This window comes from Acidovorax sp. SRI_002, assembly GCF_057586455.1.
In genome coordinates this window covers 337,122-354,940 of record NZ_JBYCZW010000001.1, presented here as the reverse complement: position 1 = coordinate 354,940, position 17,819 = coordinate 337,122, and the positions used below count along the sequence as shown (strand labels likewise).

The following is a 17,819-nucleotide window of genomic DNA, read 5'->3' as shown; positions in this document are numbered from 1 at the left end:
TCCCGTCTCACCGAGGATTTCCGCATCTACTGTGCGGACTTGATCTGAAAGAAGCAATGAGCGCCTTGACTGAAGGGAGTTTCCAGATGCTGCGAGCAGCCGTCAATGCAGCGCAGCAATTCCAGAGCCAGAGTGCCAAGGCGTTGAAGGATCAGCTCCTGATGACACTTCCCGGTCCTGTTGCCGATATCAATGAAGCCATCCAATTCTGGGCCGCAAGCGCGCGTGAACGGCACCCCAACGGCGTACCCGCCAACTGATCGGAAAGGAGAAGCACATGGATAAAGTTGCTGTGAGCAACGTACTCACGGATGTGTACGCACCCAATCAGGTGTCATCAGGAACCGAGTACTGGTCATTCCTAATCGATGGAACCCCGACTACGGTGCTTCACATCTCCGAGACTTGGGCTCGAAGCGCGAATGAAGAGAATTTGCGCGCGCTCATTGGACACAGGCCCGTTGGTGAAATCTTGGTCACCGAGCTTGGTGTGCTGGCTGCGATCAAGTAGATCTGAAATCTGCGCTCTTTTCGCGCGGCCCAAAAGGTCACAGCGCAAAGCCTACCTCGGCTTTGCAGTGCGTTTGCACCGAATTTTTGATTAACTATGAACCGCTTTCTCACATGTCTTGGCATCGTTTTTGGTTCCACACTCACCTCGGGTTGAGGGAGAACTGATTAAGTTATGAGTGAAAAATTGGGTCACTGCAAGCGTGCTTATCCGCAATTAAAAGAACTCTGGCCACAAACTAAAATCGATAAACGACACTCCAACTGAAGTGTCTGGATCACTTGCTAATGGGAAGGTCTTCGGTTGTAAGCAAAAAGAGTCAGGTAGTCAGGGAGCGCACTTTGAAGGCTGGCGCATGGTGACCAAGTGGGGCACTTGCCCCGCACAGCCCTGAGCAGCTAGCTGACGACTATTGACTGATAAGCCAAAGGAAAAAAATCAATAGAGCACTCAGGGGCCAGCCAGAAAGCTCTACATGCTGACCATGACCCGCATTTGCATAGAAAAACACTTAAACGCAGTGTATTTGCGGAAGATATTTTTACAAAAATAGACCGAGGGAAAATGAGGCATTTACTATTCATAGCTGCTCTATTAACACTGGGGGGCTGTCAAAAATCTGAATCTTATTCAGCATCTGAGGCAAGTACGATAGTCGCACCCGCCAAACGAACGCTAACGATTGATGAAAAAAGAGCCATCATCCGTCCTATTACCGACCGAAGCAACACTGTAGAAATCGACAAATTTAAGGGCGTCACTTTCTGGACCTCTAGGCCCCCGATTGAGGGTCGATCTGCGTCGTACTTTTATGTCACCGAAACTCAAGCAGACCCAGACTTAATATTTAGAATTGTTTATGCATATATCGGCGAAGAATGGATATTTTTTGACAGAATAGAAATTCTTGCAGACGATGTAAAAGTAATTGATAGAAAACTTGCTAGAGAGGAAGAGCCTGCGCGCAAGGTCGTATCGTCCAAAGTTCTCGAAGTGGTTGACCTGCTCATGAGCGAGGATGATATGAAGGCATTTGATAAAATTGCTGGTGCTAAGACTGCTGTAATTAGGTTTAGCGGTAAGGGGCAAAAAGATATCTCCGTATCAGAGTTGGAAAAATCAAATTTTGCAAAAATGGTGGAGATGTATGATGACTCAAGAGAGCTTCATGGCTTAGAACCCATCGGGTTTCCCCGAAGGGTCATAGACAATGACTCATCTTGGAAAGTTTTAATAACAGTTAACTCCAAGAAGCAATTGAAGGAAATTAAGTCAAAATCGGTTGAGCTAGGGATAGAAGTAAGGCCCCTGAATCTGGCGGGTGACATTTGGGTGATCACAGGTCCAGTTCGCAAGGGGTACTCTGCGGCTGCGGCTGATAGCGAGGCTTTCACTAAAGCTGCCACGAGCGTTTCGAGAATAGTTGTGGCGAAACACGTACCAGACTAAAAAATATAGATTGTTAAAAACTACTAATGAGCGGACAGCAAATGACAATTGAAAATTAAGAGCGGGGTTCGTGCTGCGAAAAATAAGCTACAAGTCTTGATCGTCTCGCCCGACTTGTTCCGAACTTTTGATGCTGAAAAAGCCCTGGATCGGAAGCTGGCAACGCACTTGAACCTTTTCGTGCCGTCGTTCGCTATAGAGTTGTCTTACTGCGACTTCGATGTGTTCGTTGGTTTTGACATGGCTCTTGATGGGTTTGAGTTCAAAATTCTCTCCAATTTAGAGGAAATCATGACGAAAAAAACGACGTCACCGATGAATCCCGTGATTCCTGCAAGCACGGAGTCTGATTTTTTACATATCCAGCTAACTCATACACTTAAACTAGGTATTCCGAAGGATGGCTGCACGGGAGTGAAGTCCACTTGCTCACGCAAGACGGCACCGTATTGCAAAGCGTGTCTAAAGTTGTGACTTGAAGGAAATTTTGACGGAATACAGGAAGGCGACTGAACCGCGAAGCCTGGCGAGCCGGTTTTCGCAATGCGGGCACGGCACACCGAGGTGCCGGTAGGCATTACAAGGAGGAAAGTGTGGGCACAACGTTTGATTTCGATGAGTGGTTGGACGCGGCTGATCCCCGCGACGCGCCAAATGTCGCTGCGCTTATTGAAGCAGTTGAAAGCGAATGCGAGTTTTCTGGCTTTGAAGCAGAGCGCGCAACGAATGGAAAGCTGATCGTCTCTGCTCTTGGCTTGGAGTTGAAATTGGTGATCATATCCAAAAAAGCGGAGGAGGAATTCGTGCGTCGGATACACGCTCGCTTTGTTCCAAGTGGCATGAGCGCCGATATCGTCGCAGCGATTGACCATCTCAACGATCACGATTAATCGCGGATAACAATGAAATACGAGTTGAACGTTAACGTGACTATCGCCCTGGCCGTATTGACCATTGGCTCCGCACATGCAGCGCAAGGTTACAGCACGAAGCAAGCGCTTGTTGAGATCAACGACCCTAAGGCCGTGCGTAATCCTGTGAAGTCTGTTCCGGCAGCGAACTGGAGGGCTGTAGACGTGAAATCCAAGCTCAAGCCGAAAGCCAACCAAGACATATCTATTGTGTGCGAGGGTTCATTTCCAGCTGGCTACATCGCAACTGATCTGCTGCGCCCCAACGGCGAGTTCAATCGCGACTTTTCCGTAAATGCACAAACAACCGTGATGGATTTGTGCAATCAACAGGAGGATCGGATGCGCCGATTGAACCCCAAGCTGTTCAATTAGAGCGTACCAAGCTCTCGACTGCGGAGGGAGGATAAAAACTGGGACTGGCTTTATGCCGTAAGTCCAAAGCTCACCCGGTATTCAAGTAGGGCTGAGGGAGCCAAGGGAGATCTTGATCCGCTCCACGTTGTACCAAGGTATGTAATCGTCGACACCTCAATGAACTGCCCTTCCAGTCCCGAGAATAGAACAGCTCGTTCTTGAAGTGGCCGAAGAAGCCTTCACAGGCAGCGTTGTCAGGAGAGCAGGCCTAACGGGACATTGAGTGAGCGGTAGCGTGTGAGCAGTTCGACGCACACAGACTTCGTGCTCGATGCCTTGGAACAAGCCCTATATGCCCGTCAGCCAGAACGCGACGCTACGGCAGCTTGGACTGTCACTCCGTTAGAGGCTCGCAGTACGTCAGCATCAGGTACACCGAGCGGCTGGCCGATGCGGGCATCGAGCCTTCGGTGGGCAGCAAGGGCGACAGTTACGACTACCCCCTGGCCGAGACCATCAATGGCCTGTACAAGGCCGAATTGATTCATCGCCGGGCTCCATGGAAAACCGAGGAAGTAGTTGAGTTCGCAACGCTCGAATGGGTATCGTGGTTTAACCATCACCGCCTGCTCGAACCGTTCGGCTACACACCGCCAGCCGAGGCAGAGGCAAACTAATCCCGGCAACTTGCCAGTCAGAGCACCGAGGTGGTGCTCTGACTTAAACCAAACAGCCTCTGCGGAATCCGGGGTGATTCAACCCGAGAGCGCGGTTTTCCGCTGCTTTGGGGCGACATTCCCGCGCGTCCGTTCCTTGGCGCGTCCGAAGAAGACAAGGCCAACATCGTTGACCTTGTGTAGGTCTTACCCTTTGGAGGGCTTAGGTACCTGCAGCAATCGCTTCGGCTTTAGTTCCCTCAATCGGTCCAGTTCGTCGGCAAGCGACCAGAACCCGATGTACTTTCCCTGATACTTGACTCGCCGTACCACTGCAGGAAGTTCGACGGCGCCTATGTCTACCAGCCGCTGGATGGTGGCAGCGAGTGTTCTCATAGCGACCGATGCTTCGCGCAGCCCGATTTCGCTAGGCAGGACGTTGAGGCCCAAATTTTTGGTGACGCCCTTGTTTCCATCGACTCGATCCACGTGCTTTGGATCTCCATAACCGGGGTGTCTCTCCCGCGAGGTGACTGTCGCCCCCCCCCGACCCATGGTGTACTTAACCGTCCATATATGTCCGTGGGCTAGGGCATCGCGCAACAGATACACATCTACCAAATCCTCCATCAACTTCAGAGGAAAGGCGGGATCTACCTTCCGTAAGAACTTGAGAGTGCTGGACTCTTGGCGCTCTAAGCCAACATCCCTACGTCGAAGGTGAGAAACGCGACCTGCGAGAGATTCAAAGGCCAAAACAGACAGCACCAAGATTGAGATGCAGTAGCCGTTCTCGTGCTCGCCAACGACATCCTGAGCACTTTTGATTTGTCGCAGTGACAGTGATTCAATCAAATCTGCAATGGGTTGGGCCAGAGCACCAGCAAACACTGTCACTCTGTCGTCATTGATTTCGTCCTCAGGCTCCCAATCATCTTCGCTCATGGCATTCGCTCCTCACGGCGCAGAATACAACCAGAGCTTTTGCCATGAGCAAATTGTTTTCAACGGTGTAGCCCGCGTTGTCACGGTTCGACCCGCAAAATCCCGATTTGTCGCACTTCTCACTCTCCCTTCATTTCAATTCCCCTCGCCAATGCGGCGTACCTGCAGCCAGGCACGCAGGGGTTTTGGCACAACCCGGCATTCTGGATCTCGCTTCTGCTGCTGTTGCCCCTGTATGGCCTGATCGCGGATGTGCTGTTTGTGCACCCGGACAACTCCAGCAGTGAGCTACGGGTGCAGTTTGTGACGGAGCTGCCGGGGGTGATTGCCCTGATTGGTGCGTACTGGCTGGGGACCAGCTTCAGTAGCCAGAGAAAGACGGAGCTGCAGGCGTGTGGGGCGAGATTGCCGGGTTATGAGGTATTTGTGCGTAAGGGCTTTATTCTATTTTCAAACTCAATGCTTCATAGAATTTGAGTAATTCTTTTTCTGGGGCTCTTGATCGAAATCCTATATTATTCTGCGCAGTTACTAGAATTTCATCATCGGCGCCGGATTTTGTTATTATCATGCTATGAAGCTTATTCAGAGTCATGCAGAATTCTTCATTTCCCGCAAAGATGCGTGATACTGCTGAGTTGATTTCATTGTTTTCTGTGTTGTATGGGTTGGTTATTTGATCAAACGCTTTTGGGTATCCTATTTTAATGGCAGGACCAAAGGCAATTAGAAGAGGGTGGTATCTCTGAAAGTACTGTGGGTTTAGTGATATTAGTATGATGCATCTCTCTATGTCCCGAAGCGTCAATGAATATGCTTCTGCACATGTGGCGAGGGCTGCTGCCTGCATATCAATGTCATCTGCACCTTCAAAACCATAGTCGTGAAGCTTTTGGCGTGCAAAAGTCTTGTATGGTGGATTTTCGTCTGGAATGGCTCTTTTGGGGAAGGTTAGGGAGAATTGAATAAATTTGCCCAGATACCTTTCGGCATCGATGTTTGCACCGTAGACCCCTCGAATTGATTCGTGTATCTGCCCTTTGTTGAGCAATAGGATAAATACAACGTGTTTGACTTCAAAAAAGTGTTTAATACGTTCAATGGTCTTTACCGCAAAATCTGGTTTACAGCGATCTAGCTCATCGACAAAAATTATTATTGGCTTTGCTGTTTTTTTGAAATTTTCTTCGGCCAGAATTGCTAGTTGTTTTTTAAATGCCGTTACACTACTTTTTTCGCGTTCATAGTCAGTTATTTTTTCAGTGATCATGTTCTCTACGGTTTCTGCAGCAGCTTCAGCCGCCCCAGAGACGGCCTCTGCGTATTTCCCCGTGATGTCGTTGGTGCCGAGTAATTTTCCGACTGCATTTAGCAGTACCTTTGTCGTAATTGGTGCCAAAGCTTTTGCAACCTCTGCTCCCCTTTTCTTTAGGTCGCTGACCTTTCCTTGATTTAAGGCAATCGATATCTCTCCTGCAAGAAGGAAAAAGGGGTCTTCCATATAGTCCGCCGCAAAAGTGTCGACGTAGGCTGACTTGTAATCCTTGCTTAGCAGGTCAGCGTGCCAGTTTCTGCCGAACCAGGATTTACCGTCGCCCCAAGCAGCGTCCAGAGCAAGCACCGCGCCGGCTGGTAACCGATCAATCATCTTAGTAAGGCGACCGGCTAAAGCTTTTCTTTCTAGTCGGTCCCCTTCAAAAGGGTGCGCCGGGTCTGGATGTTGGGGCGGCAGGTAGAGTGCGGGCATAGACGTTTCTCCTTATTGGATTCGTCCATTGTGGACGAGCATCAGGCCCTCGCAATCGGCACATCCTCCCACCGCGTCGTGTACTGCGGAGTGCGCCGCTGCTGCTTCATCCCCCAATCCTTGTCTCTGTTGGTGCCGCCCGTGGCGCCTGAATGAACGGTGCCCTTGCCAAAGCGCTGATTGAGTGTGTCCAGCGCCACCATCAGCTTGGTGCGGTCTCGATGGTCTTCATCCTCCAGATTCAACTCACCCTGCAGCACGCTGTCCGGCACCAGGTCCAGCAGCATCACCCCGGCCTTGGCCATCTTGTAATCAGGCTCATAGATACGCCGCATGCCTGCAGCAGCAGCCCACACCAGCTTGCCGGTGTCGGCCGTGGGTCGGCGCAGCGGCACCACGATGCTGCGGTTGAACCTGGGGCCGGGTCGGAAAGGGGAGGTGTGGCAGAACACCAGCAGCTGGCTGGCCAGGCTGCCTTGCTTGCGCAACTTCTCGGCCGCGCGGCTGGCGAACTCGCTCACGGCTTCCACCAGCGGGGGCAGCTCGGTCACTGACTGGGCGAATGACCGGGTGCAGGCGATTTCCTTTTTGGGTGCGGGTGCGTCGTCCACGTCAATGCACTGCATGCCCTGCAGCTCGCGCACGGTGCGTTCCAGCACCACGCTCCAACGCCTGCGCACGGTGGCGGGGTCTAACCGGGCCAGGTCCAGCACGGTATGTACGCCACCCTCATGCAGTTGCGCTGCGATCTTGCGGCCAACGCCCCAGACTTCTTCCACCATCGTGGCGGCCAGCACGTCGTCCAGGTCCTGGGCGGGCAGGGCGGTCAGGTTGCACACCTGGGCCAGCTCGGCCGGGTAGCTGCCCGGTTTACGCTCGGCCGTCTTGGCGATGTAGTTGGCCAGCTTCGCCAGCGTCTTGGTCTGGCCGATGCCCACCCCGCAGGGGATGCCCACCCACTGATTGATGCGGTCGCGGATGGCCTGGCTGCGTTTGGTCAGATCGCCCCGCACTCCTTGCAGGCCGATGAATGACTCGTCGATGCTGTAAATCTCCTGCGTGGGTCCCAGGCCCGCCGCCAGGCTCATCATGCGGTCGCTCATGTCGCCGTACAGCGTGAAATTCGCACTCAGCGCCACCAGGCCGTGGGTTTCCTCCATGTGCCGAATCTGGAACCACGGCGCGCCCATCTTGATGCCCAGGGCCTTGGCCTCATTGCTGCGGGCAATGGCGCAGCCGTCGTTATTGCTCAGCACCACCACCGGGCGGCCGTTCAGACTCGGACGGAACACCCGCTCGCAGCTCACGTAAAAATTGTTCCCGTCCACCAGCGCGTACATGCTGGCCTCCATCCATCAGATCAGGTGGGAAACAGCTTCACGCAGCCACTCACCACACCCCACACCTCAATGGTCTGGCTGTCGCGGGGAATGATGTCGGGATAGGTGGGGTTGGCCGCGCGCAGCTTGATGCGGCCGGCGCGCTGGTGCAAAAACTTCACCGTGCATTCGCCGTCCACAATGGCCACGACGATGTTGTTGTGCTTGGGCTTGATCGCCCGGTCCACGGCAATGATGCAGCCGTCATCAATGCCCGCGTCGCGCATCGAGTCGCCCCGCACCCGCCAGAAGTAGGTGGCCTGGGGGTGCTTCACCAGCAACTGCATGATGTCCAGCCGCTCCACGACGAAGTCATCGGCAGGCGATGGAAACCCCGCGCGCACACTCACGCCGCACACCGGCAGAGCGAGCACCTGCACGGCCGCGTCATATGGCACGGGCAGGGGGGAATCCAAAAAGCTGTACATATTCACAGTATATCCATCTGCTGCCAGAATGTTGCCATGTGTACCTACTACGAGGTCCCGGGCCGCGAGCAGCTGGTGCTGCACTTCGGTGACGTGCCCGAGGCGGAATGGCGCGACAAAATGAGCCCGCTGTACCGTGGGCCGTTCCTGCGGGCCAAGGGTGGGGCAGGGCGCGAGGTGGTGGTGGGGCAGTGGGGCATGATCCCGCCGAACTCCAAAACACACATCCCCACAGGCAAGGACGGTAAGCGCCTGAGCACCTTCAACGCCCGGCGGGAAGGCATGGCAAAGGCGTGGACCTATGGTGGCCCCTGGCGCAAGGGGCAGCGCTGCATCATCCCGGCACAGCTTTACGTTGAGCCCTACTGGGGGACCAAGAAGCACATCCCCTGGCATTTCGAGCGCGCCGATGGCGAGCCCTGGGGCCTTGCGGGCCTGTGGAGCGAGTGGACAGACCCGGCCACGGGCGAGGTGCTGCCCAGCTACACGATGATCACGCAGAACTGTGACGACGTGCCGGTGCTCAACCTGATGCACAGGCCCGACCCCAAGCGCGCGCCCGACATGCAGGACAAACGCACTGTGGTGCCGGTGGAAAAGGGCGATTGGGACACCTGGTTGCACGGCACCATTGAGCAGGCCGAGGCGCTGATCAGGGTGCCGACGCTGGAGCTGTTTGTGCACCGAGCGAAGGATCCGGCGCAGCAGGTGGAACTACCTGTCGGGTCTGCATGACGCATGCATGCAACAGTCGGTGCTTGCGCTGACTGAACTCGGCGATATAAATTATTGCTTGTCCGGGGCTGATGCGACCCCGGCCGCGTTCGGGTTACCTGGCGCATAGCCGTGTGGTGCAATGCCCCGGCGCCCGACCTGTCCGGCTATCGGCAACGGGAGTAGCTTCAACACTACCCCTGCTGCCAAATGAACAAGATAGCCAAACTCCGTATCCAGTCCGCAATCACCCAACAGTGCCGCTGTTTTTATTGCGGCTTGGCAATGATTGAACCTGCATTGCCTGAATTCACGCCCACAGAACTTAAGCCTAAGTGGCAAAAGTACCTTCGTTGCACGGCTGAGCATCTAACTGCTCGCCAGGATCAGGGGCGCGATATTCCACAAAACATCGTTGCCGCCTGTTGGTGGTGCAACACTCGGCGACACAAAGGGCGTGCGGAGAATGCGCCAAATCCTCAGAAATATCGGCAACGCGTGCAAAGCTTGATGAAAAGGGGCCGCTGGCACCCAGTTGGCGCGATAGCTGTCGCTTTCCGAGCCAACGGCACCTAGCGACGCTTGGCTCAGGTTGGTTTAGTCAGCTGACACTGGCCTGTGCCACTGGACCGCTCAGCGTGAATGGCAAAAATCGCGCAATGCGGTCAAACGCCAGCCTCAGGTTTGATGGTCGAAACACAATCAACATGAGCGAGTAGACCGTGCTAGCAAAGCGCAATTGCTTAGTCAAACGGACATCTCACCCTCTACCCGGTCAACCAGCTTCGTCGTTGGGTATCGCCCCAGGTCGTCCCCGCCCCCCTAGAACAACACCTTCTGCGCACTCGTCAATGCCACAAAGCTATCCCCCAACGGCTGAAGAATCGCATCGGCAATAGGCTGCAGTTGCTTGGCGAGGTAGTGCTCATAGTCAATGCGCGAATGCCGGGTCTCCAGAGGCTCGGGGCCGCTCTGCGTCATCACGTACTCGATCCAGCCGCCACGCTGGTACTGCTGCGGACGGTTCAGCTTCGCGTTGTGCGCGTCAGCAATGCGCGCCGCGCGCACCTGGGGCGGCACATTGACCTCGTAGGCATCGAGCCTGTGACGCAGACGCTTGCGGTACACGAGCAGCGCATCCATCTGGCCATCCAGCATCGACCGCGCATAGTCGGTCACGAACTTCCGGTAGGGCTCCCCATGGAAGATGCGTGACAGCAAGCCCTCCTGGAACTGGCGTGCCAACGGGGTCCAGTCGCTGCGGGCCATCTCCAGCCCGCGATAGACCATCTCCTCCCGCCCCTCTTCATCGATGCTCAGGCCGGCGTAGCGCTTCTTGCTGCCGATGTCTGACCCTCGGATGGTGGGCATGAAGAATTTGGCGTAGTGGGTGTCGAACTCGATTTCGAGAAAGTTCTCCAGCTGCTGCTCTTCTCGCAGTCTGCGGGTCCACCAGGCATTGATCTCCTGCACCAGGCCGGCCGCAATGGCGTGCGCCTCCGCATTGGGATAGGTGCGTTTGAGCCAGATGAAGATGGAGTCGGTGTCTCCGTAGATGACCTGGTATCCACGCTGCTCCACAAATGTGCGGGTGAGCTTCATCACCTCGTGGCCGCGCAGGGTCACGGCGGACACCAGCTTCGGATTGAAGAAGCGACATTCGGATGCACCCAGAACGCCGGCAAAGGAGTTCATGAGCAGCTTCAGGGCCTGTGATAGCGGCTGGTTGCGCGCCCGCTTGGCCTCGTCCCGGGCAGTCGATAGGGTGGTCACGATGTCAGGCAGGCAGTGCTTCTCGCGCGAGAACAGCGTGCCTTGCGGCCCTTGCACCAACCCGGTCTGTGCGTCGGCGCTCTCTCCCTCTGCCAAGCCTACCGGGTCCACCAGAAAGGTCCGGATGATGGAGGGGTACAAGCTTTTGTAGTCCAGGACCACGACGGTGTCGTAGAAGCCCGGCGTGGAGTCCATCACATAGCCGCCGGGGAAGGCCTTGGCCGCGATGTCGCCCACGTTGGGTGCCACGTAGCCCAGGCGGTGCATGCGCGGCAGGTAGTGGTGGCTGAACGCGGCGATGGACCCACCAAAGTGATCTATTTGCAAGCCTGTGGTCTGGGCTCGCTCCAGCACGAACGGCAGCAGCTCCAGTTTGTCGAAGATGCGCAGGACAAGCGCGCAGTCGCGGATGTTGTAGCTGGCAAGGGCCGGTTTGTCTTCCTGGTAGCGCCGCTCGATCTCGGCCATCTTGTCGTAGGCATCGCCGATCTCCTTGCCCTCACCGAGCAGTTTCTGTGAGACCGCTTCAAGGCTGAACGACGGGAAGCTCCACATGCCCGCCCTGAGCGCTTCAATCCCATCGACGACGACCCGTCCGGGCATGGGCGCGAACAGGTAGCCCTGTCGGCCCGGGTGCGTCCGCCACGCGATGGGTCGGCGCTCACGTCCGAGCAGTAGTTGCACGGAGTTCGCATCGGCGGTCTTTTGCAGCACCCGCAGGTCGAACTGGATCACGCTCCAGCCGACGATGACATCCGGGTCATGATTCGTAAACCAGGCATTGAGTTGCTCGATCATCTCTCGGCGAGTTGAGCAGTACACAAGCCTGAAGTCCATCGGCGACACAGCTGGCGCCGACACAGACTCTGGTGCTTCCCCCAGCATGAACACCACCCGGTCACCCGCACCATCCAGTGCGATGGAGTACAGATCCTCCGTTGCGCTCGTCTCGATGTCCAGCGACACCACCTTCAACACCGGGCGCCAACCAGACGCGGGCTTCAAGCGGCCGTCGAGGATGGTCGAGCCTTCGCGCTGGCCTCCCTCAACCAGGACACCGGCTGTGATGAACCGCTCCATCAGGTAGCGGTCGTGCGGGCGGATATCCGCTTCGTACAGCGGGATTCCCAGAGGCTGGAGTTCGCGCGTGAGCTTGCCCAGATCGCGGAACCTGCGGGCATAGACACCGAGGACAGGCTCCTGCTCGAACGTCTTCAACCCTAGCTCTTTCACTTCCAGGCCCTGCAGGTTCGCCAGTTGGGCCTGCACCGCAACCCGGTGTCGAACCGGCAGGAAGGCGACCGACGTCTGCTGGGTCAGAAGCACCTTCTTGGGCCCCTCGTCGGTGGACAGCCAGTATTCAAGCTCGGTGCCGTCTGGAAGGTCGCGCCAGTGGCGTGTGAGGAGGAAGCCCCGGAGTTCGGTGGGTGGGAGGGCTGAGGACATCAGGTGGAGCGGAAGACGGTGGCACGCTAATTCTGATGCCTCGGGAGAACAGGTTGAGAGCTACGAAGCACTCTTGCGCATAGTACTGATGTTTTGTACAGTATTGCAAAAGCCGACACCGAGAAAGTCATGCACAAACCATCCCGTTATGTATTCCGTCCAGCCCGACCGGCTCCTGTTTTGCTGCGCCGCATTTGGGCATGGCGTTGAGCTGACACTGTGGAGCCACTGGGCGATGCCTACCTACGGGAAGTCGCGGTGCGCACTGTCTGTGCTAACCGCTTGAGGCTCGTTGCAGACATACGGTGCCCGCCTGCGAAGGAGTACTAATGGCCGGGAACAGCCATTCGCTTTGCCGCGACGACCTCAAGTCTCATAGGATATCTGGAACTGAGAATCTCTACAAAATTGGCTTTTCTGCGGTGTCCGTTCCCGGCCTCATCAAGCATGCGTCTAAGAATCCGACCTATCTCACGCCCACAGTGGGGGCATAACTATCTTTGAGTGCTACAACCTCATTTTGAAATAATTTGAATCGCTGCTTCAGGGGGAGGAGGAAATGGATGAAAAAAGGATTAACGAGCTTCGCAAGTTCGTCGGCACCGTGACCGATCCAAAGATCAGCGCCTTCATTGATCTCAAAAAGCTCTGCCAGTCAGGCATCTACAACCTCGCAGTGCAGATGGCCACGGAGCATGCAGCCAAGCATGGAGACTTCAGTTACCTCAACAACCTGCTGGTGCTACTGGAAGGCACCGCACATGCCAATGACCTCATATCCACGCTTCGTCCCAAGCTTAACTTCGTGCTGACCGCGACGAAGCCGCGCAAATTCAAGAAGACCACGCCCGAACTAGTTGCCAAGGCTGCAGAGCAGGCTCTCTCCAAATCTATTACCGTCAAGGCTTCGCCTGCGAAGCCTGCCAAAAAGACTATTAAGCCGAAAGTGAGCCACGACCTTTTGGACTCTCGCCTCATGCTGCCCGGGAGCTATGGACATGGCAAACGCCGCTGACACCATGGGCAATACTCAGAGCCGAAAGTTCAAGTGTTGGGCTGCTGCCTGTGGTGGTTGTGGCGAAGGGCCGTCAGCCGAACACCTTGTGTCGAAGTGCCTCTTCCCTGAAGGCGCCGTGTGTGTGTCTGGCTTTGATTGGTGCAAGGGGGAAACAAAATCTATAGGGATCAATGGCCTTGAACGGCAAATCCTCTGCAAGACTCATAACTCGGCTCTCTCCGATGCAGATTCAGAAGCGAAGAAAGCCGTGGGCCTCTTCCAGCAATCCACGACGCCCGCCCAGAAGGGAGCTCTGGACGACAACAGGATCGACGGCCACAAATTTGAACGCTGGCTGCTCAAGACAGCCATCAACCTCTCCTACGGTAGCAACCTGCACATTGGCGTCGCCATGAATGGTTTCGTGCCGGCTCTGCCATCGCCTTACCTCATAGACGTGGCCTTGGGTAAGCTACCCTTCAACCACCTGATGGGGGCCCACTTCCTATTACCTGACAAAGCGACCTCGCACAGCCCAAGTGCAATCGTCATGATCCCGTTGATCAAGAACGGGAATATTGGAGGTTTCTACTTTGAGCTTCGCTCACAGCCTGTCTTTCTGAATCTCTTCCCTGGCCATGCGCCCCCGACCTTGGGCACCGTGGCAGAAAAGCTTGGGCTTCAGCAAGCACTTCTCGATGCAAAGATGGTTTACCGACCACCCCAGATTGCCACATCAACCAGCGGCATGCCGATCAGCATTATTAAGTTCAAGTGGTAGAAGCTTAGGGAGTTAAAGCACCCTCGTTTTCCTGCTCTCCCGACGAATTCGTTGCTTAACCTTCGGTCGGGAGCGCTGCGAAGCAATCGTTAAGTCACTTTGAAAACTGCCGCTAAGGAAGCTCTTCACGAATCAGTTCTGGCTGTGCCGTAGCGACGCCCGAACTAAAACGGCACCCGCTTTGGGCGATTGGGCACGCCCAGCAGGCACTGCGCGAGGGCAATTGCCCGGCTTCGCGGGGGCATTACGCCCCTTGCAGACACGCCTGTCCCATACAAGCCATCAACTTGTGCCTTGCCATCCACAGGTTTGAGAGCGCAAATAGAGTGACGAGCTGCGCCGTGTTCTTCTTAAGCCCCCGGTATCGCACCTTCACGTACCCAAACTGCTGCTTGAGCACGCGGAACGGGTGCTCCACCTTGGCCCGGATGCGCTGGCCTTGGTGCGCTCCAGTTGATCGATCAGCGCCTCAAGAGGCTTGTCCTTGTCTAACTCCCGGCGCAATCCTGGACGCATGGCTACGTGCCAGCGCACGGTTGGCTTGGCATCAGGCCGTTTTTGCACGCCTTGGTAGCCCGCATCTCCAAATGCGTCTGTTTCCTGCCCGTGCAATAGGCTGTTGGCTTCGATCACGTCACCCACGTTGCCGCTAGTGCCTCGCACCGTGTGCACCAGGCCCGAGTCCGCATCCACGCCAATGTGGGCTTTCATACCGAAGTACCACTGGTTGCCCTTCTTGCTTTGGTGCATCTCGGGGTCGCGCTCGCCGCTTTGGTTCTTGGTGGAAGTGGGCGCAGCAATCAGCGTGGCATCCACCACAGTGCCCGCTTTGAGCTGCAACCCTTTAGCTTGCAGGAATGCATTGACGGTGGCCAGGATCTGATCGGCCAGCTTGTGGCGTTCTAGAAGGTGCCTAAAGCGCAGGATGCTCGATTCACTGGGGATGTGCTCGTCCCAGTGGGACAGGCCTGCAAAGTCCCGAAAGGCTGGCATGTCGTGCAGCGCTTCTTCCATGGCGGGATCGCTGAGCTTGAAACACTGCTGCATGAAGTGGATGCGCAGCAGGGTCTGCACTGCAAAGGGCTGCTGACCCCGGCGCCCGGCTTCGGGCGCGTACGGTTCTATGAGCGAGACCAGTTCAGTCCCAGGGCACCACCAGTTCCATGGCGTCCAGGAACTCGCGCTTGCGGGTGCGCTTGACTGTGTTGCTCAGGCCCAGGCTGCTTTGCTTCATGCGACTATTGTCTGGGCTTCAAGCTTGCTCAATCACATCGCAGCGGTATTCGTGCAGAGAATCCCTAAGGGTAGGAACGGTGAGCTCGTGCGGGGGGTGAGCAGTCGTTCAAGCCGCGCACCGCCCAATCGCAGCACTCAGTCGGCTATGCCGCGCATAGCGGCCGGTCAAGCCGACGCAGCCGGTCGAACTGCATATCGACTTGCCGGTGTCTACCGTGAGCCGGCTTGCCGACACCGACCGGCTCTTGACGCTGCAGAACCGACCGCAGGCGTGGCAGATCCACACTGGTTGCGGTCGCATGAAAATTGACACCGAACGTCGGCGCCCACCTAAAGGTGACATTGATGTGTTCCACTGGCAAAAGTCAGGTCCACTCATGAAACATGACATTGACTGATGGTGATCAAATCCCTATGCGTTGCGGTTCCCAATGTCCGCATCTGAAAATCGCGAACTGGAACTGCCGACATGCCTCGGGCATTGCCAGCGTCGAATCCAGCACTGGCACGCAGTAGTTCAATGCTTGAGTTCAGCCGGTCGCAGAGGCCAATCCTCTACGAGTTAGGCATGCACTAAAGGCAACCGACTGCCCCCTGGTAGCAGTCGTGAGGGCGCGCGTCAGCAACGAGGCTAGAGCATGGCCAACAGGCGCATCATCCAGTCTCTGACCTCGCCATTCGGATCTCGCTCGGCGAGTCTGTCGGCGGTCATGCGAGGAAATGCCTTGCTCGCCAGTAGCTTCTTGACCGTGCTGTCCTTCATTGGGGCGCCAACCGGGTTCGCCGCGTGCATTCCCAAAGCGACAGCCTTCGGCACAGCATGCCCGTCGGCGTTCAGGTGATCGGCTACGTCAACGACAACCCCGAGTGCGTCTTTGATGGCGTCAGGGTGGAGGTAGCTTTCGATTTCGTGCTTCAACGTTTGGGTAGCCCACGAACCGTCCTGGCGGGCGTTAACAGCGGCAACCGCGGCGCCATAGTCTGGAACGTCGCTATCGTAGATGTGCATCTCCTTGCGGCCGAGATCTGCCAGGTAACGCCCGGCAACCCAATGCTGCAGAGTTGACCCGCCGGAGGGTACGAATGCGAAACGACGGTCACTCGAAAGATCTGGCAGTTTTGGATCCGCGATATGCAGCGCACGGCTCAGGCATTTCAGCGCATCGATGTCCGTCGGTCCTTCAACGCATATGAGGACTTTCACTCGGCTGTCCGCCACAATGCCGAGTGCCGCAGCAACGCTCTCGAAAACATCGACGCCTGACTCAACGCAAGGCTTCGTCGCCAAGTCGCGCGTGACGTAACGAATGCTGTCTGTAGGCAGTTCGGCCGCGAAGCCTGGGCTGTGCGTGGTCAGGATGACTTGGCAACCATCATCCCCCGCCAGCGCCTTGAAGGATTCGATCAGGATCTTTTGGTTGTTGGGGTGCTGGGCGGTCTCGGGTTCTTCGATCGCGTAGATGATGCTGCGTGCTTTATCGCCGCTGGCGAGGCGCCGTTCGGCCGCAGCTTTGAAGAAACTGACGAGGATCAGCCGGCGGATGCCGCTGCCGCGTTTGTTCAGCGGGATGCCGTCGTCGGTTTCCATGTTGACCGAGAAGAGGCCCTTCCACTTTGCCTGCGTGGGTGGGGTGAACTGAGGAGTCAGTTCCTTGGCCAAGTTCGGATCGATGGTCTTCAATGCGTCGTGCGTCAGGCTGGCGATCTCCTCGGTCTTCTGCCGAACCTTGGCCTGGATAGCGTTTATCTCCGCTTGTAGTTCAGCCAGCGCCTGGGTGACGGCGGCCATCATTGGCGCCTGAACTTCGCCGTCAGAGTCCTTGCTGTTGCGGTCGCTCTGGAACAGCGCAAACAACGGCAGGTGCGCTTGCAACTGATCCCAGATCTTCTTGCCGTCCTCCTTACCCTTGCTCAGGGGGATTGCTACCTCAGCAAGCTGCAGATCGGGTTCGCTGAGCCAAAGAGCTTGCCGCATGCCGGGGTTGCCCTTCAGTGCAACTTCTAGCTCCTTCTTCTTGACGAGGGCCTGGAGATCCTTCTCTTTGAGGTCGAGTAAGTTTTCAACCCCAGGCGCTGTGGGGTGGTGAGCCAGCAGGCTGACCTCCTCTGTCGGCTTTGCGGTCTTGCAGTCGAATACCTTGCGGATCTTGAGGGTGCCGGCGGCCGTCAGCAGGTACTCAGCAGCTAGCGTCGTTGCTGCACCCGCGTCGAGGGTCAAGCTGGGCGGCAATTCGGAAAACTCGCAGGTGATAGATACCTTCGTATCACCGCTGTAAACGTTTGCGTCGCCCGACTCGATCTTGACGGTCTCGTTGTTGAAGAATATTTCCAGCGCTTCAAGAACAGACGACTTGCCAATGTCGTTCTTGCCGATAAAGGTTGTCAGGTCATTGAACCAGACGGTGACTTCCTGTTGGTAGCACCTAAAGTTCGCAATCGAAACGCTTTCTAGTCGCACGCACAATCTCCCTGAAGCGGCGGTGAGTCCG

General features: G+C 56.1%; 16 protein-coding genes and 3 pseudogenes. 11 read left to right on the top strand and 8 right to left on the bottom strand.

Translation table 11 applies throughout. The features are described 5' to 3' along the window. Positions 1 to 56 precede the first annotated feature (56 nt). The 6 genes from AC2YJX_RS01590 (at position 57) to AC2YJX_RS01565 (ending at position 3,246) form a co-directional block, all read left to right on the top strand. Positions 57 to 260, top strand: a complete 204-nt coding sequence (locus AC2YJX_RS01590) for a hypothetical protein (protein WP_487255081.1) — start codon at positions 57 to 59, stop codon at positions 258 to 260. 17 nt (positions 261 to 277) lie between these two features. Continuing rightward, on the top strand, positions 278 to 511 hold the full coding sequence (locus AC2YJX_RS01585; RefSeq protein WP_487255080.1) for a hypothetical protein: 234 nt from the start codon (positions 278 to 280) through the stop codon (positions 509 to 511). A gap of 495 nt (positions 512 to 1,006) precedes the next feature. Continuing rightward, complete coding sequence (locus AC2YJX_RS01580; RefSeq protein WP_487255079.1) at positions 1,007 to 1,960, top strand: hypothetical protein; 954 nt, start codon at positions 1,007 to 1,009, stop codon at positions 1,958 to 1,960. Between the two features lie 48 nt (positions 1,961 to 2,008). Further along, positions 2,009 to 2,434 (top strand): hypothetical protein, encoded by a 426-nt coding sequence (locus tag AC2YJX_RS01575; RefSeq protein WP_487255078.1) that lies wholly within the window; start codon positions 2,009 to 2,011, stop codon positions 2,432 to 2,434. 119 nt (positions 2,435 to 2,553) lie between these two features. Then, positions 2,554 to 2,850: a hypothetical protein gene (locus AC2YJX_RS01570; RefSeq protein ID WP_487255077.1), complete on the top strand. Its 297-nt coding sequence runs from the start codon at positions 2,554 to 2,556 to the stop codon at positions 2,848 to 2,850. Between the two features lie 12 nt (positions 2,851 to 2,862). Then, on the top strand, positions 2,863 to 3,246 hold the full coding sequence (locus AC2YJX_RS01565) for a hypothetical protein (protein WP_487255076.1): 384 nt from the start codon (positions 2,863 to 2,865) through the stop codon (positions 3,244 to 3,246). Between the two features lie 50 nt (positions 3,247 to 3,296). On the opposite strand, the pseudogene AC2YJX_RS01560 reads toward AC2YJX_RS01565, so the two are convergent. Continuing rightward, a pseudogene (locus tag AC2YJX_RS01560) lies at positions 3,297 to 3,493 on the bottom strand (IS3 family transposase); the annotation flags it as partial. Between the two features lie 29 nt (positions 3,494 to 3,522). Between AC2YJX_RS01560 and AC2YJX_RS01555 the strand changes: the two are divergent. Continuing rightward, positions 3,523 to 3,905 (top strand): annotated as a pseudogene (locus AC2YJX_RS01555) (IS3 family transposase); the annotation flags it as partial. Between the two features lie 186 nt (positions 3,906 to 4,091). On the opposite strand, the gene AC2YJX_RS01550 reads toward AC2YJX_RS01555, so the two are convergent. The 4 genes from AC2YJX_RS01550 to AC2YJX_RS01535 form a co-directional block, all read right to left on the bottom strand. Beyond that, entirely contained in the window at positions 4,092 to 4,829 is a 738-nt protein-coding gene (locus AC2YJX_RS01550; RefSeq protein WP_487255075.1) for a hypothetical protein, read from the bottom strand. Between the two features lie 439 nt (positions 4,830 to 5,268). Continuing rightward, positions 5,269 to 6,576 carry a KAP family P-loop NTPase fold protein gene (locus tag AC2YJX_RS01545; protein ID WP_487255074.1) on the bottom strand — a complete coding sequence of 436 codons (1,308 nt, stop codon included), beginning with the start codon at positions 6,574 to 6,576 and terminating at the stop codon, positions 5,269 to 5,271. Between the two features lie 41 nt (positions 6,577 to 6,617). Then, complete coding sequence (locus AC2YJX_RS01540) at positions 6,618 to 7,916, bottom strand: Y-family DNA polymerase (RefSeq protein ID WP_487255073.1); 1,299 nt, start codon at positions 7,914 to 7,916, stop codon at positions 6,618 to 6,620. A 20-nt stretch (positions 7,917 to 7,936) separates the two neighbouring features. Continuing rightward, a complete protein-coding gene (locus tag AC2YJX_RS01535) occupies positions 7,937 to 8,383 on the bottom strand; it encodes a LexA family protein (RefSeq protein ID WP_010465837.1) in 447 nt (148 codons plus the stop codon). 36 nt (positions 8,384 to 8,419) lie between these two features. Between AC2YJX_RS01535 and AC2YJX_RS01530 the strand changes: the two genes are divergently transcribed. Together AC2YJX_RS01530 and AC2YJX_RS01525 are read left to right on the top strand one after the other, a co-directional pair. Beyond that, positions 8,420 to 9,118, top strand: coding sequence for an SOS response-associated peptidase (locus tag AC2YJX_RS01530; protein WP_487255072.1), 699 nt, complete (start codon positions 8,420 to 8,422; stop codon positions 9,116 to 9,118). A 189-nt stretch (positions 9,119 to 9,307) separates the two neighbouring features. Next, positions 9,308 to 9,673: an HNH endonuclease gene (locus tag AC2YJX_RS01525; RefSeq protein WP_487255071.1), complete on the top strand. Its 366-nt coding sequence runs from the start codon at positions 9,308 to 9,310 to the stop codon at positions 9,671 to 9,673. Between the two features lie 246 nt (positions 9,674 to 9,919). Here the strand turns inward: AC2YJX_RS01525 and AC2YJX_RS01520 are convergent, their stop codons facing one another. Then, the gene (locus AC2YJX_RS01520; RefSeq protein ID WP_487255070.1) at positions 9,920 to 12,316 is read right to left on the bottom strand and encodes a DNA polymerase II; all 2,397 of its coding nucleotides are present in this window, start codon (positions 12,314 to 12,316) and stop codon (positions 9,920 to 9,922) included. Between the two features lie 559 nt (positions 12,317 to 12,875). Between AC2YJX_RS01520 and AC2YJX_RS01515 the strand changes: the two genes are divergently transcribed. Together AC2YJX_RS01515 and AC2YJX_RS01510 are read left to right on the top strand one after the other, a co-directional pair. After that, a complete protein-coding gene (locus tag AC2YJX_RS01515; RefSeq protein WP_487255069.1) occupies positions 12,876 to 13,331 on the top strand; it encodes a hypothetical protein in 456 nt (151 codons plus the stop codon). Next, positions 13,315 to 14,094: a hypothetical protein gene (locus AC2YJX_RS01510; RefSeq protein ID WP_487255068.1), complete on the top strand. Its 780-nt coding sequence runs from the start codon at positions 13,315 to 13,317 to the stop codon at positions 14,092 to 14,094. Before AC2YJX_RS01515 ends, AC2YJX_RS01510 begins: the two co-directional genes overlap by 17 nt. A 244-nt stretch (positions 14,095 to 14,338) precedes the next feature. Here the strand turns inward: AC2YJX_RS01510 and AC2YJX_RS01505 are convergent. Together AC2YJX_RS01505 and AC2YJX_RS01500 are read right to left on the bottom strand one after the other, a co-directional pair. After that, a pseudogene (locus tag AC2YJX_RS01505) lies at positions 14,339 to 15,328 on the bottom strand (IS5 family transposase). Between the two features lie 633 nt (positions 15,329 to 15,961). Continuing rightward, the gene (locus AC2YJX_RS01500) at positions 15,962 to 17,788 is read right to left on the bottom strand and encodes an ATP-binding protein (protein WP_487255067.1); all 1,827 of its coding nucleotides are present in this window, start codon (positions 17,786 to 17,788) and stop codon (positions 15,962 to 15,964) included. Between the last annotated feature and the right edge of the window lie 31 nt (positions 17,789 to 17,819).

Excerpts from the sequence above, each read along its gene's own strand:
- AC2YJX_RS01585 (WP_487255080.1), top strand. The coding sequence starts at position 278 with ATGGATAAAGTTGCTGTGAGCAACGTACTCACGGATGTGTACGCACCC.
- AC2YJX_RS01535 (WP_010465837.1), bottom strand. The coding sequence starts at position 8,383 with ATGTACAGCTTTTTGGATTCCCCCCTGCCCGTGCCATATGACGCGGCC.
- AC2YJX_RS01530 (WP_487255072.1), top strand. The coding sequence starts at position 8,420 with ATGTGTACCTACTACGAGGTCCCGGGCCGCGAGCAGCTGGTGCTGCAC.
- AC2YJX_RS01565 (WP_487255076.1), top strand. The coding sequence starts at position 2,863 with ATGAAATACGAGTTGAACGTTAACGTGACTATCGCCCTGGCCGTATTG.
- AC2YJX_RS01540 (WP_487255073.1), bottom strand. The coding sequence starts at position 7,916 with ATGTACGCGCTGGTGGACGGGAACAATTTTTACGTGAGCTGCGAGCGG.
- AC2YJX_RS01520 (WP_487255070.1), bottom strand. The coding sequence starts at position 12,316 with ATGTCCTCAGCCCTCCCACCCACCGAACTCCGGGGCTTCCTCCTCACA.
- AC2YJX_RS01510 (WP_487255068.1), top strand. The coding sequence starts at position 13,315 with ATGGCAAACGCCGCTGACACCATGGGCAATACTCAGAGCCGAAAGTTC.
- AC2YJX_RS01525 (WP_487255071.1), top strand. The coding sequence starts at position 9,308 with ATGAACAAGATAGCCAAACTCCGTATCCAGTCCGCAATCACCCAACAG.
- AC2YJX_RS01545 (WP_487255074.1), bottom strand. The coding sequence starts at position 6,576 with ATGCCCGCACTCTACCTGCCGCCCCAACATCCAGACCCGGCGCACCCT.
- AC2YJX_RS01590 (WP_487255081.1), top strand. The coding sequence starts at position 57 with ATGAGCGCCTTGACTGAAGGGAGTTTCCAGATGCTGCGAGCAGCCGTC.
- AC2YJX_RS01515 (WP_487255069.1), top strand. The coding sequence starts at position 12,876 with ATGGATGAAAAAAGGATTAACGAGCTTCGCAAGTTCGTCGGCACCGTG.
- AC2YJX_RS01550 (WP_487255075.1), bottom strand. The coding sequence starts at position 4,829 with ATGAGCGAAGATGATTGGGAGCCTGAGGACGAAATCAATGACGACAGA.